We start from the raw sequence: 15,110 nt of genomic DNA, 5'->3' as shown, positions 1-15,110 counted from the left end.
CCTCGATGATCGCGCAGGCTGTGATTTGCTTGTGATGGACGTCCAAACCCACCACACGCTTGTAGATCGGTTGAAGTTCCATGACTACCTCCTGTACTTGACTGGGTCTGGAGGCGGCGGAACTCCGAACCCCGAAACCTTCCAGGGGCGTTCCCCTGGGGTCAGTTTAATATTCGCGCTCTATGGCAGCAGTTGCGGGTTCGATTCGGTCCGGAAAGATCACGTTAATGAACGGGGTAAAACCACCAAAATTGACAACGACCTTTTTCCGCCGCCTGCCGCCTTGAGTATCTTTCATCTGTGCGGGGTGGCGCAAGGGAGACCATGACCGTTAATGTGGGTGTGTCCACGGCGGTCACGTACGAAATAAAGCGAATCGACACCGACTATTTCAACGAGGAGTGATTTGCCAAACGAGCATATTTCCTCGTCGCTACTCTCCTGGGCACACGGGAGGTCTAATCGCGATCGCCGGCAAGGCCGGCCCTACGGAACCGGCACCCGTAGTGTTGGGTGCCTCGCTCGAGTGACAGCTGAGTGAGGGCGGGTAGGATCGTTGGCTTATGAGACATGTTCTTTCGATTGTGCTGTGGATTGGCCCTTCTAAGTTCCTAGCCTCGGAAAAGGAAATCCGGTGAGTCGAGCGGAACAGTTGGAGCGGATGTTAGCGGAAGCGAAGGCTCTGCTGCGGTCGGAAGGGCTCATGCCCCTCCCCGAAGGGGACCGCGAGGAACTGGCCGCGCGCTTGGAATCCCTTGAAAGCCGCCTGAAAAATCTGGAAGACCGGATCCTCTTCATCGGCTTGTTGGGGGGGACGGGAGTGGGCAAGTCCAGCCTCATGAACGCCCTGGCCGGTGCTCCCATTGCCTCCGTCAGCCACCGGCGGCCCCACACGGACCGGGTTCTCCTCTACCGGCACGAGGCATGCCAACCGCCCCGGAGGATCCGGGAAGCGAAGGTGCCGATCGGGGAGGTGACACACCGGGAGGACGCCGTCCGGCACCTGGTCATGTGCGATCTGCCGGACTTCGACAGCCTGGTGGGGGAGCACCGGGAGCGCGTCCGCGATTTTCTCGAACACCTGGATCTGGTGCTCTGGGTCACGACGCCGGAAAAATATGCGGACAAGCGGTTCTACGACTTTCTCCGGGAGGTTCCCAAGGCGAAGGAAAACTATGCCTTCGTGCTGAACAAGGCGGATACCTTCTTCGCCGGACTGGAACCGGGGGAGGGTCATGAAAACCTGGAAAGGGTCTTTCGTTCCTTCCGGGATCTGGTCCGGCAGGCCACCGGCGACGGGGACCCGGTGGTCTATGCCGTTTCGGCCCGGGAGGTCCAGGACGGAGCCGATCCTTCTTCCTGGAACCAGTTTCCCTTCCTTAAGAAGTCCGTCTTCCAGCAGCGGGAGGCCAAGGAGATTCGCGCCATCAAGGAATCCAACCTGGACGCCGAGGCCGAGTCCGTTCTGGAATGGCTTCTCAAGGGCGTGGAGGAACTCCGGCGCCTCCACCGGGTCGTCACCGACTTGGAAAAGGAACTGGCCGGGCTCCGGGAGACCTGGCGGCGCTCCTGCCGGACCCTGTGGCGGTCCTGGATTTCGCCCCGGGTGGTGGAATCCGTGGCCGGGACGCTGGAAAATCCCGAGGACCTCACGGGGCCGGCCGCCTTGGTCGCCTGGGTCGCCCGCCGGGTGGGAGGATACGGCGGTTCGCCGCAGCCGGGAGGCGGTCCGGATGTGGAGGAGTTGCTCCGGCGCGCAGAAGACCGTTGTCGGGAGCAGTGGCGATGGATCGGGGATCACCTCCTCAATCGGATAGCCGGCGCCGGCCTGGCGGGCGCTCTTCGTGCGGAATGTTCCCAATGGGTGAACCGCTTGAGTTCGGGGGAGGACTGCGCCCGGGCTGTGGCCCGACTCCGCGAGGGATTCCCGCCGGAAGGACCTCCCGTGCGGGCGCGCGCCTTTCGGTTCAAACAGAAGGCGGTGACCCTGCTTTGGACGGTCTTCCTTTTGTTCGCCTTGGGCGGGGAAGCGGCCTGGCGGACGTTTCTCCAGGACCCCGGGCCGGCCGCCGGCCTGGGGGTGGTGGTGGCCGTGGTGAACGCTCTCTTCAGTCCCCGGGGGCTCGCCGCCCTGGGAAGCTACGCCGTTCTCCAGCTTCTTTCGGGCCTTCGATTCCACAAAGGATACAGGAAGTTCTTGCGGGCCCGAGCCCAACGGATTATAGATTCGCTCCAACGCACCCTGGAAGAAGCATGGGAGAGCCAATGGCGCCTGGTGGAGGCGGCCATCGACGGCTGGCGCAAGGACGTGGAAAAACGCCTTGCCCGAGTGGAATCGCTCCTGGCGGAAACGCGGTCGGTGCGGTGAATCTTGCGGCGAGGACTGATGTGAAAGAAAACCGCCAATGAACGCGAATAGCCGCCAATGGAAATAGGGGGAATGCGGGAACGCGGAAAGCCGCAAATAGGAAAACCAAGGAAGGATCCCAGGAGAGCATGCCGCTCAAGATTCTCGTTTTGACCGTCATCTTCGTCCTGCCCCTGGTTCCCACGTTCTGGGCCATCCAGGAAATTCCCCGACGCCGGTTTCGCTCGCGGCGCCGCAAGATCGTCTGGTTTGCCGTGGCGGCCACCTTTCCGTGCGTGGGCGCCGTGCTCTACTTTCTGATCGAGCGGCGCCACACGGTGTTGGCCCCCGAATGGGGCGGTCCGCCGGCGGCCCCCGATTCGGATACCGACGGGGAGAACCGGCCTTGACGGATCCACCGCCGGTCATGTAAGCGTGCTCGGTGACGTTCGGAGTGCCAGCAAGAGAAAAAACCTGGAGGAATTAACTACATGCTCACAGTCTTCCGTCAACACGCAACCAGTTGGCTCATCAAGGTCGCTCTTTTCGCCATCGTCATCGTCTTCATCTTCTGGGGCGGCTATTCCTACCAGTCCCAAAAGGCCGCCCGTCTTGCCCGGGTGGGGGACGTCTTCATCACCTATGGGGACTACAACCGGGCCTACGACCAACTTCTCAACATCTATCGGCAGCGCTTCGGAAACCAGCTGAACCAGGATCTTCTGAACCGATTGGATGTGAAAAAGCAGGCCATGGACCTGCTCATCGACCGGATCCTCATCGCCCAGGCCGCCCGCAAGCTGGGCCTGGAGACCACGGCCGAGGAGCTGCAGCGGGAAGTCTTGAGCTATCCCGTCTTCCAGCGGGACGGCCGCTTCGACCAGCAGCTCTACGTGCGGGTACTCCAGCAAAACCGCATGACGCCGGAAATCTTCGAGAGCCAGTTGGCCCAGGACCTCATGCTCCGCAAGGTGGAAGCCTTTGTGAAAAGGCAGGCGGTGGTGAGCGATCAAGAGGTGGAAGCGGTTCTGCGCCACGCCCATTCCCAGATCCAGGTGGCTTATGTGGCCTTTGATCCCCAGGCGTTCGAAAAGGACGTGCAGGTGGACGAGGCGGCCCTCAAGGAATACTTCGAAAAGAACAAGGAAAAGTACAAGGAGCCCGAAAAGCGGCAACTGGTCTGGGTGGCGTTTCCCCTGGACGACTACACCAAGGACGTGACCGTGAGCGAAGAGGAACTCAAGGCCTACTACGAAGACCACCCCCAAGAATTCCACACGGAAAAGCAGGTCCGCGCCCGGCATATCCTCTTTCGGCTGGATGAGGACGCTCCCGAGGACGAAGTGAAGAAGGTGGAGGCGGAAGCTCGGGACGTCCTGGCCAAGGCCCGCAAGGGGGAAGACTTCGCCCAACTGGCCAAGAAGTATTCCCAGGGTCCCAGCGCACCCGAAGGGGGGGATCTGGGCTACTTCAAGAAGGACCAGATGATACCGGCCTTCGCCGACGCCGCCTTTGCCCTGAAACCGGGGGAGATCAGCGACCTGGTCAGGACCCAGTTCGGCTACCACATCATCAAGTCCGAGGATGTGCGGCCCGAGGAGACCCTTCCTTTTGAAAAGGCGCGGGCCCGGATCGAGCTGCAGCTCAAGCGCGAAAAGGCCAAGGATATCGCCTACGAGAGGGCCCGGGATTTTGCGGATGCCGCCTTTGCGGACGGAGACGTGGTGCAGGCCGCCCAGCGCATGAAGCTTTCCGCGGAGGCACCGGAAAAATGGTTCACCGCCACGGAGACCCTTCCCAAGGTGGGGCGGGCGCCCGAAGCCATGGAAGAATTCTTCGCCCTGAGCCGGGATCAGATCAGCAACGTCCTCGAATACCGAAACGGCTATCTGGTGGGGCAGGTGAAGGGGATTCGGGCCCCTGAAGTGCCGCCGTTCGAACAGCTTCGGGAGCGGGTCCTTTTGGATTTCAAGGCCGATGCGGCTCGCCGGGAAGCGGAAAAGGCGGCCAAGGACTTCGCTCAAGCCGCCGCCGGGACGAACGATCTGGAAAAAGCGGCTCAAGAAAAGGGACTTTCCGTTTCCAAGAGCGACTGGTTTTCCCGAAGCGAGCCCGACAAGGATTTGATGCTCTGGGGGGAAGCGGCCGAGGCCGTGTTCCAGCTCACCAAGGAAAAGCCGCTCACGGCGGAGCCCGTTTCCTGGCAGGGCAAGTTCCTGGTCTGCCGGCTCCTGGATCGCCGGGACCCGCCTCCGGAGAAGATGCAAGAAGGCCGGGACATGGTTCGCGCCCAGCTTCTCCAGACAAAGCAGAACCAGCTCTGGCAGGCATGGCTTTCCAAGCAGCGCCGGGAAGCGGACGTGGAGATCCTGCAGGAGATTTGACGGAGTGAGGGTTTCCGCGGGGCTGAAGTCCCGCGGCCACAAAGAGGGCAATGGATCGCCCATTCCTCATCTTGGCGAAACCAGACATGACCGTTCCAACAGTATAGGGGCGAAAGATTTTTCGCCCCTATACCTGTCTCGGGCCATCCCCTTGGGATCGCTCAACTTTTTGTGGGCGGGCCGGGCTTGATCGCAAGGAGCTCCCCCGTCCTTTCTCAGCCGATGGCGGCCAGGGCCTGATCCAAATCCTCCATGAGATCTTCGGGATCCTCGATTCCCACCGAAAGGCGAATGAGGGAATCGGAGATGCCCAGGGCCAGGCGTTCTTCGGGGCTCAGAGGCGCGTGGGAAGTTTGCGCGGGAAAGCACGCCAGGGATTCCACCCCGCCCAGACTCACGGCCGGTTTGAAAAATCTCAGCCGCTCCATGACGACTTGTGCCGTTGCGGTGTCGCAGTCCGGTTCAAAGGACAGCATGGCACCAAAGGCGCGCATCTGGAGGGCGGCGATGTGGTGGCCGGGATGGTTCGCAAGGCCCGGGTAGTAGACCTGCCGGACCCGGGGATGTCCATCCAGGAAGGCGGCGATCTTGGCCCCGTTTTCATTGTGCTGGCGCATGCGCACGGCCAGGGTCTTCATGCCCCGCTCCAGAAGATAGCAATCGTAGGGGCTCAGGCTGGGCCCGTAGGCGGCCACCACGCCGTAGATCCGTTCCATGAGGTCCCGCCGGGTGACGATGGCCCCGCAGCACAGATCGCTGTGTCCGTTCAGGTACTTGGTGCCGCTGTGGACCACGATGTCGATTCCCAATGCCAAGGGGTTCTGGTTGACGGGCGTGGCGAAGGTGTTGTCCACCACGGTCAGAACGCCTCGTCGCCGGGCCACGCGGGCGAGGGCCTCCAGGTCCAGGATCTTCATCAGGGGATTGGACGGCGTCTCCAGATAGAGAATCCGCGTGGCGGGGCCCAAGGCGGCCTCGAAGTCTTCCGGATCCTGGGAAGGCACCCAGGTGGTTTCAACGCCCAGCCGGGGGAGCTCCCGGGCGGCCAGGTGGTGCGTGCCGCCGTAGAGATCCCGCTGCAGGACCACGTGATCGCCGGGGGCGCAAAAGGCCAGGAACACGCTACTGATGGCCGCCATGCCGGACGAGACCACCAAGGCGCTTTCGCCGCCTTCCAGGGCGGCGATCTTCTCCGCCACCGCTCGCTGGGTGGGGATGTTCTGGTAGCGGGGATAGACCACTTCCCCCAGTGGTCCGGGTACCCGGTAGGCGGACGAAGGAAAGATGGGGGTGTTCACCCCGCCCGTCATCACGTCTTCCACGTTGCCCGCATGGACCGCCCGCGTGGAAAAACCCTTCGACTTCAGTTCGTCTGTTGCATGTTCCATGTTCTTTAGATTTCCTTTCTCCGCTTCGAAAAAACTTCAACATAACGTTCGTGGCTCCCCTTGCGCTGCCCCGCATGGGTGAAAGAGTGGGTCAGTAGGGGCTGGGCTTATCCCCGCTCGCTCATCGCGCGGAGATAAGAAGAATACGGCAAAAGAATCGTTCCAAGTTGTATGAAACGCGACCTCGTTCCGTTCGTGGGCATGGCCTGTAGGGGCGAATAATCATTCGCCCCTACAGGGGTCTGCTTCCCAAGTGTGCGTTTCATCCTTCGTTGTCACGGGCCGTCCGTGATGGGGGTTATTGTTAAAGAACTGTGTTTTCGGCCCGTTGTAGGAGCGGCCCTGGCCGAAATTGGGACCGCCGGCAAGCCGGCTCCTACAGAAAAGACCCTCAAAGACCCTCGCATAGCCACCTCTTCCATTCATGGAGGGTGTCGAGCCTCTCCATGAGCACTACTCGGAACCAGCTTCTTTCCGAAAAACCACCAGATCGTCCACCCAGGCCGTGGTCCTCTCCCCCGTGTTGTCGGTGTCGCACATGACGGCCACCGTGGCCTCATCCGGCGGGTCTTTTCCGAAGGCCGTCCGGTAATCGTCCAGGATGTTGCGTTCTTCCTCGACCCAGCGACCGGCCTTGTCACGGCCCTGTTCCAGGAGGAACATCATGGCACGGTCCGTGTAAGTATTGGGCAGCACCAGCGAGGGGTGCTTCCGGTTGGCCCAGATGTAGTTCAAGGTGCTGTGGGGAGGATACCGGCCGTAGAAGGCCTTGGCGGCTCCGTACTTGAGCCTCTGCCCGAAGCTGGCCTTGTCCGGATCGTATCGGAAGATCACGTAGATGCGGATCGGATAGTCGTCTCCGGCCTTGCGGGTGGCGTCGCCGCGGGAGAGCACCTTTTCGATCTTCCAGCGCCACCGGATCCACGGAAAATCGCGGGCGGAAAAGACCTTCCGATGCACCAGGGCGGACGCCGAAGCATCGGCGTCCGCCCGCAGAACATTATTGCCGTTTTCCTGTTCGATGCGATACCGGGTGTGGCGCGGGATCTTGGGGAACGTGAGCGGCTCCCAGTCGTCCAGGGTATCAAAGGTTTCCCGGATGACGGTCGTTTCCCGGATGCGGTCGCCTCCCCGGGCGGGAAGAACCATGAGCGCCGAGAGCGTGGCTGTCGCAACCCAAAGAAGACGTCTGCGTCCCAAGATTCGACCAATGTTCATGCTTGCCCTTCGCCCCCGCCCCATGGATGAGGGAGTCCTGCCATGCGTGGGTCTCTTTTGAAGGACGAACCCATCTTTCAGAAGCAGGAAAGTAGGGGCGAAGGATGATTCGCCCCTGCAGTCCAAGTGTCTGGCAGGTAATACGTGGGGTTTCACAACGAGGGTGAGCCGTCCCAGACGTCTTCAGACGTCCAGCACGCGGAGAGCCGTTTCCACCACGTTTTCCACCGTAAATCCGAACCGCTTCATCACTTCGCCGCCGGGGGCGCTGGCTCCGAAACGGTCGATGCCGATGACCGCCCCGGCGTCCCCCACCCACCGGTGCCAGCCCATGGTGGTTCCGGCTTCCACGGCCACCCGGGCTCGAACCTGGGGCGGCAGCACGCTGTCGCGATACGTTGGGGGCTGGGCGGCGAAAAGTTCCCAGCTGGGCATGGAAACGACCCGGGTGGGCACGCCCTTCTCCTTTTCCAGGATGTCCTTGGCGGCCAGCGCCAGGTGCACCTCGGACCCGGTGGCCAGGAGGATCATCCGGGGGGTCTGGTCGCTGTCCGCCAGCACGTAGGCGCCCTTTTCCACTCCCTCCAGAATCCGGTCCATGGAAACGTCCAGTACGGGCACCTTCTGGCGCGTGAGCGCCAGGGCCACGGGCCCGTCGCTTTCCAGGGCCTTTTTCCACGCGGCTGTGGTTTCCTTGGCGTCCGCCGGGCGGATGACCGTGAGATGGGGGATGACCCGCAGCGACGCCAGCTGTTCAACAGGTTGATGGGTGGGGCCGTCTTCGCCCACGCCGATGCTGTCGTGGGTGAAGATGTAGATCACCCGGGTGCCCATGAGAGCCGCCAGGCGGATGGCCGGTCGCATGTAATCGGCGAAGACCAGAAACGTCCCGCCGTAGGGGCGCACACCTCCGTGCAGGGCCATGCCGTTCAGAATCGCGCCCATGGCATGCTCGCGCACCCCGAAATGCAGGTTCCGGTCTCCGCCGTCGGTGATGAAGGTCTTGTTGGACGGGGCGAGATCGGCGGATCCTCCCATGAGGTTGGTGATGACGGGCGCCAGGGCGTTCAGAACCTTGCCGGAAGCGGCCCGGGTGGCCAGAGCGCCTTCCGCCGGATCGAAGGCGGGCAGGGCCTCGGTCCAGCCGTCGGGCAGGGTGCCGGACAGATACGCTTCCAGCAGAGCGGCCTCTTGCGGGTATGCCTTTCTGTAACCTTCCAGGAGATCCCGCCACGCCTGCTGCATCTTCCCGCCTTCTTCCACGGCCCGGCCCATGAATCGGCGCACGTCGTCGGGAACGAAGAAGGCGGCATCCGCCGGCCAGCCGAAACACTCCTTGGTGGCCTGGGAGGCTTCCGGGCCCAGAGGTTCCCCGTGGCAGGCGGGATTGTTCTGCTTGGGGCTGCCGTAACCGATCACGGTTCGAACGAGGATGAGCGAAGGCCGCCGGGTTTCCGCCTTGGCGTTTTCGATGGCCCGGCTGACGGCCTCCACATCGTTTCCGTCTTCCACCCGCTGAATGTGCCAGCCGTAGGCTTCGAACCGCTTGGCCACGTCTTCCGTGAAGGTGATGGAGGTGTCGCCTTCGATGGTGATGTGGTTATCGTCGTAGAGGTAGATGAGTTTGCCCAGCTTGAGGTGCCCCGCCAGGGAGGCCGCCTCGCAGGCCACGCCTTCCATGAGGTCCCCGTCGGAAACCAGGGCGTAGGTGTAGTGGTCGATCACGGGATAATCCGGGCGGTTGAACCGGGCGGCCAGCCACCTTTCGGCGATGGCCATGCCCACCCCCATGGCGAATCCCTGGCCCAGGGGGCCGGTGGTGCATTCCACGCCCGGGGTGAGGCCGTATTCCGGGTGACCGGGGGTCTTGCTTCCCCACTGGCGGAAGTTTTTCAGCTCATCCAGGGAAAGATCATATCCGGTCAGGTGAAGCAGGGCGTAGAGCAAGGCCGATCCATGGCCGGCGGACAGGATAAATCGATCGCGGTTCGGCCAGGCGGGATCGGCCGGGTTGTGGCGAAGATGACGGCTCCACAGGGCATAGGCCATGGGGGCGGCGCCCAGCGGCAGGCCGGGATGGCCCGACCTGGCCTGTTCCACCATGTCCACGGCCAGAAGTCGGATAGTCGTGATGCAGCGTTCGTCCAGTGCGGATGCGGGTCCTTTCATTGAAGACTCCTTCCGGAAAATGAAATGGGGGCCTTCCACCCCCTTCCGTGGGTACCGACGATTCCAGGCACAGGTGCCTCAGCTCGGCTTCAATGTCAAGTGCAACGAGCGGCGGCTGTAGGTCCGACCGCCTTTGGAGTGGAGATGGAGTTCGGCGGATTAAGTGATAAAGAACCTCCGGACTTCCGTTGGGTCGTAGCCTGAATTTCACGAGCCTTTGAGAATGGCCACCAGTTCGGCGAAACGGTACGGCTTCTGCAAAAAAGCGGTCACCCCGAACGCTTCGGGCTGCTCGGCCAAGGTGTGTACCGGATAGCCGCTGGCCACGAGGATCCGGATGTGGGGGAATCGAGACCGGATCTCATCCAGGCACTGGCGCCCCCCCATCCCCGGCATGTTGAGATCGAGCAGCACCCACTGGATGGATCCGTTGCTCCGTCGGAGGATCTCCAAGGCCTCCTCTCCGGACGTGGCCGTCATGACCCGGAAGTCTTCCAGCTCCAGAGCCGTTTGAATGAAGTCCAGGAGCGGCTCCTCATCGTCCACCACCAGGACGGTGTTGGGGGAGTCGCCGGACCCTGCCTCCAGTCCATCGTCATCCCGTGGGAATGCCGCATGGGTTTCTTTGGGGAGGGAAGCTCGCCCGGGCAGCCGAATGGTGAAGGTGGTTCCCTCGCCCGGAAAGCTCCGGCAATGGATGGTGCCGCCGTGACGCCGGATGATGCCGTACACGGTGCTGAGTCCCAGTCCCGTGCCCTTTCCGGGCTCCTTCGTCGTGAAGAAGGGGTCGAAAATGCGATCCTGGATTTCCTCCGGGATGCCCAGCCCCGTGTCGGACAGGGTGATCTGGACCCAAGGGGTGTTGTCCTTTCCGGTGATCCTTTCGGTCCGGATCCGGATGGTGCCCGGCTTTTCGGGCGGCATGGCGTCCCGGCTGTTGGCCACCAGGTTGATGATGACCTGTTCCAACTGGAGCTTGTCCGCCAGGAGGGTGGGGACTTCCGGGTCCAGGTCCTTGGTTACCTCGATCATGCGCGGGATGCTCCGCTCCAGGATGAGCAGGGTGTCTTCGATCACCCGGTTGATCTGGACGGGTTCCAAGTGCGGGTCGCTGGGGCGCGCGAAGGCCAGGAGGCGCTTGACCAGATCTCCCGCCTTTCGAGTGGCGTCATGGACCCGGCTCAACCATTTCTTGCGGGGATCCTCCGGGGAGGTGGCCTTGAGGGCCAGCTCCAGATACCCGCTCATGGCCTGCAGGAGATTGTTGAATTCGTGGGCCACCCCGCTGGCCAGGGTTCCCAGGGATTCCATCTTCTGGGCCTGGATGAGCATCTTCTCGAGGGAACGACTCTTTTCCTCGGCCCGGACCTTTTCGGACACGTCCCGGGCCAGCATGCGCACGCCTGAGACGCTACCGTCTTCGTTGCGTCTCACCCCGGCGGAAACCTCGATGATCTTCTGCCTCCCCCGAGCATCTCGGATCACGAAATCCTGGAGGGAGCGGGTCTTGCCGTGGCGGAGCACGTCCCTGAAAAAAAGCTCCATCCTTCGAACGATGCTCACGTCCGCGAAGTCGTGGTAAGTGCGGTGGTGAAGGTCTTCCGGGCTGCAGGCCAGGAGACGGAGGAACGCAGGGTTATAGAAAGTCACCGTGCCTCGCAGGTCCATCTCCAAATAGGCTTCTTCCATGCTCTCCATGATTTCCCGGTATTTGCGTTCGCTTTCCGCCAGCGCCTGTTGCGCCTCTTTGAGCGAGGTGATGTCCATGATGGCGACGATGCCGGCCGGTCGGCCATCATATAACGTGGTGTCTCCCCGCAGATAGCACCACTTCTCCTCGCCGGTCTTGGTAATGATCTTCATTTCGTAGCTCGATTCCACGTTCAGGCCTTGCTGCCGGCTGCGTCCACGATCTCGGACCAGCGCCCTGAACTCGGGGTGCACCAGATCCCAGAAGTTCTGGCGCGTCAACTCCTCCCGGCTGAACCCGCATACGACTTCCGCGGCAGGATTGGCATAGACCCATCGGTCGTCCTGATAGAGGAGCACCGCCACAGGGCTCATCTCCGCCAGGGTACGGAACTTCTGTTCGCTCTTGAGAAGGCGCTTTCGGCTTTCCACCTGTTCGGTGATGTCGGAAAAGACCGTCACGACGCCCAGAACATTACCGAATCCGTCACGAAGAGGGGCCACTCGGACCGCTAGATGGAACAGATCGCCGTCGTGGCCCTGCAGCTGGATCGGATGGGTCAGGTGAGAGGCGGTGCCGGTTGAGAGGGCCCGGCTTACCGCCTCCGCCAAGGCGGCCTGCCCGTCTTCCCGGGCGAAGAGGAAGATGCGCTCCATCGGTTTTCCCACAGCCTGGAGCCGGTTGCATCCGGTCAGCCCTTCGGCGGCTGCGTTCATTCTCCGAATGCGGCTGTCGGTGTCCGTGACGATGACCCCGTCGCTGATGGACTCCAGCACGCGATCCAGCTCTTGGCCCTGGGCCCGGAGGGCCTGCTCCCTGATGCGGACCGCTTCGCTCATTTTCCGGAACTGTTCCTGGAACTGTGCCAGTTCAAGAAAGGTGGGCTCTCCGGAGACCGCCTGGCCCAGGAGGTCCGCACGCCCCTCCGCCAGGGAATCCATGTGCCTGCCGAACGATCGAATCGGATCCACCACGGCGAACTCCAGCCCAATGCGGAACCGCCAGGCAAGCAATGCGGTCACAAACAGAATAAAGGCGGTAACCGTAATGGTCGCGGCGATGACGGGTGCGATGACGGGGACCAAAGGCTGACCCACGATGATCACCCATCCCCAGGGGTCCACACGCCAGCTGTTGGCGAAGATCCATCTTCCCTCGAGCTTCCCGTAAAGATCCATGGGCTGGGCATGGCGAAGGGCTGCTCGAATGAGGGGTTCGTGGGCCAGGTTCTCCCTTTCCCGAATATAGTTTTCGTCCGGGTGGTAGATTACGTTGCCGTAGCGGTCGGTGATAACCACCAGTTTGCCGGGATCCTGTCTGCGGAAGCCGGATACCAGCCGGTAGAGCAGATCCAGCTTCAGTTCCCCGAAGGCGGCCCACCGATCCGCGCGAACCAGGATCCCGACCGTGAGGGCGCCATGATCTCTGCTGAAGTAGGGGACGGACAACGTGGGCCACTCATGCTTGTCGGGAAAGAAGGACAGGGGAAGGCCCAGGATCCGTCGGGCCCTCTCGTCGTCAACGGGATAGGGGCCGTCCAGGTTCTGGATTTCCGCAAAGACGATCCGATGGAAGTCCGTGGCGGCGGCTTCCAGCAGAGGTGGCACGGTAGGGGAGTCTTCTCTCACCCACGCCAGGTGTCTCAAGGTCTGGTTGGCTTGGGACATCCAGAAACTGAGCGTGTGATCCATGCCTTTGGCGAAGAGGTAATGGGCCTGATAGATCTGGTGAATCCTCCAGGCCACGGCCAGCAGGCAGCAGAACACTGCGAACGCCATGAGCGGTGCGACGAGGCGCCTCAGGAAAAAACGCTGAATCAGGGCGCTGAGCGGGATGAAGGACTTCACTTCGCCTCCCCCGGAATGCGGTCCGTTACAACGAATCTTGCGGATCGAACGCCGACCATGTAGTAGGTGCCCACCGCGTCCCCGAAGGGATCCAGTTGAATGGGCCCGTAAAGGCCGGGGACGGGCCCCAAGGTGGTCAGCACCTGGGGCAGAAGATCTGTGCGGGTTCCCGCCCGCATGAGGGCCGCAGCAAGAAGGTGCACGGCCTCGTAGCTTCGAACGGCGGCGAAAGAAGGCCGCACGCCGTAACGTTTCTTGTAGTTCCACGAGAAGCGACGCAGCTTGTCGCTGGCGCTCATGGGCAGGATATCTGAAACGATCCGAATGCGCTCCACCACCTGATCTCGATGGCTAAGAAGGTCATCCGTCTGCGCCCAGCTGGCGGCATAGATCTCCGTGCCGGGGCTGAGATGCAGAAAGACGGAAGCCAACCGGACGGCGTCCGCGGCGGAACTGATCAGCACGACCGCATCGGGGTGCGGAGCTTTCGCGGCGACGACGATCCGTTCCAGGTCCCGTCCGTCCAACTGAGAGTAGGTCAGGCGGCACAGAAAGGATCCTCCGGCTCCCCGATAGGACCGGGCGAACGCCTTCTCCCAGGGTTCCGTGTAATCCGATTCCCGGAGGTCACGGATGGTGCACACTTTCCAGAATGGCCGTCGCCAAGCCAGGTACCGGGCCAGCGCATGGGGGCCCTTCTCGATGGACGGCTGCACCCGAAAGAACAGATCACGCCGGCCGCTCAGACTGGGCGAAGACGCCGTGGGCGAAATCAGGGGGACTCCGGCCGCCTGGGTGGTCGGCAGGGCGGCTAGGCACTGTTCACTGGTCATATGACCGATGACGGCCACGACTCCGTGTCGGATCAGTTGAATATCCGCCCTCACGGCGCCATCCGGAGTGCCGCCGTCGTCCACCACTAGGATCTCCACGCGTCTTCCGTTGATGCCTCCTTGCCCGTTGATCTCTTCCGCTGCCAGACGTGCCCCGTTTCTGCCCTGGACCCCGAAATCGGAATAGGCGCCCGTCATCTGTCCGGTGAAGCCGATCCGTACGGGAGTGGGTTCACACGCAGCGACGAGAAACAGGAACCCGGAGGCCAGGAATCGCAGGAACACTGTGTGCCGGTTGATGGATCTCACCCTTGCCCCGCCCCTCTGGTATGGAAGAAGGAGATTGAGAATGAACGGTTGAATTCTCATTCCTTTATACTGATCGTCACGCCCGGCACAACTCTTGACTGAATAAAGAGGAATCTCTTCCGCGGTTCGGTCTGCCTTGACTCCCGCGCCGCGGGTGCTTTATAAACCGAGGGCGAACAACGAACGTGCAGGACACTTGACTGTCGTGCTATCGGATCCCCGTGAAAATCGGGTTTTTTTGTGACCGGGCTTGTACCGAGATGCACATAGTGGAACGTCCCATTGAACATCAGCTGAGCAGGGAGAATCGTCATGCATTCGAACGGTAACGGGAATCCCGTCGGGTCCGTCCTGGTGGTGGGCGGCGGGATCGCGGGGATGCAGTCGGCGCTGGATCTGGCGGAGATGGGCTACTACGTCTATCTGGTGGAAAAGGAGCCGTCCATCGGGGGGGCCATGGCCCAGCTGGACAAGACCTTTCCCACCAACGACTGCGCCATGTGAATCATCTCGCCCAAACTGGTCGAGGTCGGCCGGCATCTGAACATCGAGCTGTTGACGTTGAGCGAGGTGGAGGAGGTGAACGGGGAGCCCGGAAACTTCCGGGTGAAGGTGCGCCAGAAGCCCCGTTTCATCGATCTGGAAAAGTGCACGGGCTGCGGGGAGTGCGCCCGGGTCTGTCCCGTGGCCTTGAAGAATGAATACGACATGGGCCTGAGCGAGCGGCGGGCGGCCTTTCGACGGTACGCCCAGGCGGTTCCGGGGGCCTTCGCCATCGAGAAGCGGGGAACGAGCCCCTGCAAGGCCACCTGCCCGGCCCACATTTCGGTGCAGGGTTACATCGCCCTGGCGGCGGAGGGTCGCTACCGGGAAGCGTTGGAACTCATCAAGAAGGACAATCCCCTTCCGGCCATCTGCGGCCGGG

At 62.1% G+C, this 15,110-nt stretch carries 10 protein-coding genes; 5 read left to right on the top strand and 5 right to left on the bottom strand.

The genetic code is table 11. The features are described 5' to 3' along the window. The 4 genes from BUB04_RS19685 to BUB04_RS18120 form a co-directional block, all read left to right on the top strand. On the top strand, window positions 1-328 hold a 328-nt coding region (locus tag BUB04_RS19685; protein ID WP_218588527.1), incomplete at its 5' end, for a hypothetical protein. 306 nt (window positions 329-634) lie between these two features. Next, complete coding sequence (locus BUB04_RS18130; protein ID WP_143156561.1) at window positions 635-2,368, top strand: GTPase; 1,734 nt, start codon at window positions 635-637, stop codon at window positions 2,366-2,368. A 128-nt stretch (window positions 2,369-2,496) separates the two neighbouring features. Next, a complete protein-coding gene (locus BUB04_RS18125) occupies window positions 2,497-2,757 on the top strand; it encodes a PLDc N-terminal domain-containing protein (protein WP_073042122.1) in 261 nt (86 codons plus the stop codon). A gap of 81 nt (window positions 2,758-2,838) precedes the next feature. Next, window positions 2,839-4,731, top strand: coding sequence for a peptidylprolyl isomerase (locus tag BUB04_RS18120; protein ID WP_073042120.1), 1,893 nt, complete (start codon window positions 2,839-2,841; stop codon window positions 4,729-4,731). Between the two features lie 215 nt (window positions 4,732-4,946). Here BUB04_RS18120 and BUB04_RS18115 read toward each other — a convergent pair whose 3' ends face one another. The 5 genes from BUB04_RS18115 to BUB04_RS18095 all read right to left on the bottom strand — a co-directional run bounded on the left by BUB04_RS18115 (window position 4,947) and on the right by BUB04_RS18095 (window position 14,185). Next, window positions 4,947-6,119 carry a trans-sulfuration enzyme family protein gene (locus tag BUB04_RS18115; RefSeq protein WP_073042118.1) on the bottom strand — a complete coding sequence of 391 codons (1,173 nt, stop codon included), beginning with the start codon at window positions 6,117-6,119 and terminating at the stop codon, window positions 4,947-4,949. A gap of 453 nt (window positions 6,120-6,572) precedes the next feature. Further along, complete coding sequence (locus BUB04_RS18110) at window positions 6,573-7,337, bottom strand: DUF3047 domain-containing protein (RefSeq protein ID WP_073042116.1); 765 nt, start codon at window positions 7,335-7,337, stop codon at window positions 6,573-6,575. Window positions 7,338-7,520: 183 nt separating this feature from the next. Then, complete coding sequence (gene tkt / locus BUB04_RS18105; protein WP_073042114.1) at window positions 7,521-9,506, bottom strand: transketolase; 1,986 nt, start codon at window positions 9,504-9,506, stop codon at window positions 7,521-7,523. A gap of 207 nt (window positions 9,507-9,713) precedes the next feature. Then, window positions 9,714-13,043: a hybrid sensor histidine kinase/response regulator gene (locus BUB04_RS18100; RefSeq protein ID WP_073042112.1), complete on the bottom strand. Its 3,330-nt coding sequence runs from the start codon at window positions 13,041-13,043 to the stop codon at window positions 9,714-9,716. Beyond that, entirely contained in the window at window positions 13,040-14,185 is a 1,146-nt protein-coding gene (locus BUB04_RS18095) for an ABC transporter substrate-binding protein (RefSeq protein WP_178372044.1), read from the bottom strand. Before BUB04_RS18095 ends, BUB04_RS18100 begins: the two co-directional genes overlap by 4 nt. A gap of 312 nt (window positions 14,186-14,497) precedes the next feature. Between BUB04_RS18095 and BUB04_RS20190 the strand changes: the two genes are divergently transcribed. After that, window positions 14,498-15,110, top strand: a 613-nt coding sequence (locus tag BUB04_RS20190) for an FAD-dependent oxidoreductase (protein ID WP_178372043.1), incomplete at its 3' end; no start/stop codon positions are given.

The organism is Desulfacinum infernum DSM 9756 (genome assembly GCF_900129305.1).
Classification (GTDB): Bacteria; Desulfobacterota; Syntrophobacteria; order Syntrophobacterales; family DSM-9756; genus Desulfacinum; species Desulfacinum infernum.
Note: the sequence above shows the minus strand (reverse complement) of the source record. Positions and strands in the feature narration are given on the sequence as shown.

Excerpts from the sequence above, each read along its gene's own strand:
- BUB04_RS18125 (WP_073042122.1), top strand. The coding sequence starts at position 2,497 with ATGCCGCTCAAGATTCTCGTTTTGACCGTCATCTTCGTCCTGCCCCTG.
- tkt (WP_073042114.1), bottom strand. The coding sequence starts at position 9,506 with ATGAAAGGACCCGCATCCGCACTGGACGAACGCTGCATCACGACTATC.
- BUB04_RS18115 (WP_073042118.1), bottom strand. The coding sequence starts at position 6,119 with ATGGAACATGCAACAGACGAACTGAAGTCGAAGGGTTTTTCCACGCGG.
- BUB04_RS18120 (WP_073042120.1), top strand. The coding sequence starts at position 2,839 with ATGCTCACAGTCTTCCGTCAACACGCAACCAGTTGGCTCATCAAGGTC.
- BUB04_RS18110 (WP_073042116.1), bottom strand. The coding sequence starts at position 7,337 with ATGAACATTGGTCGAATCTTGGGACGCAGACGTCTTCTTTGGGTTGCG.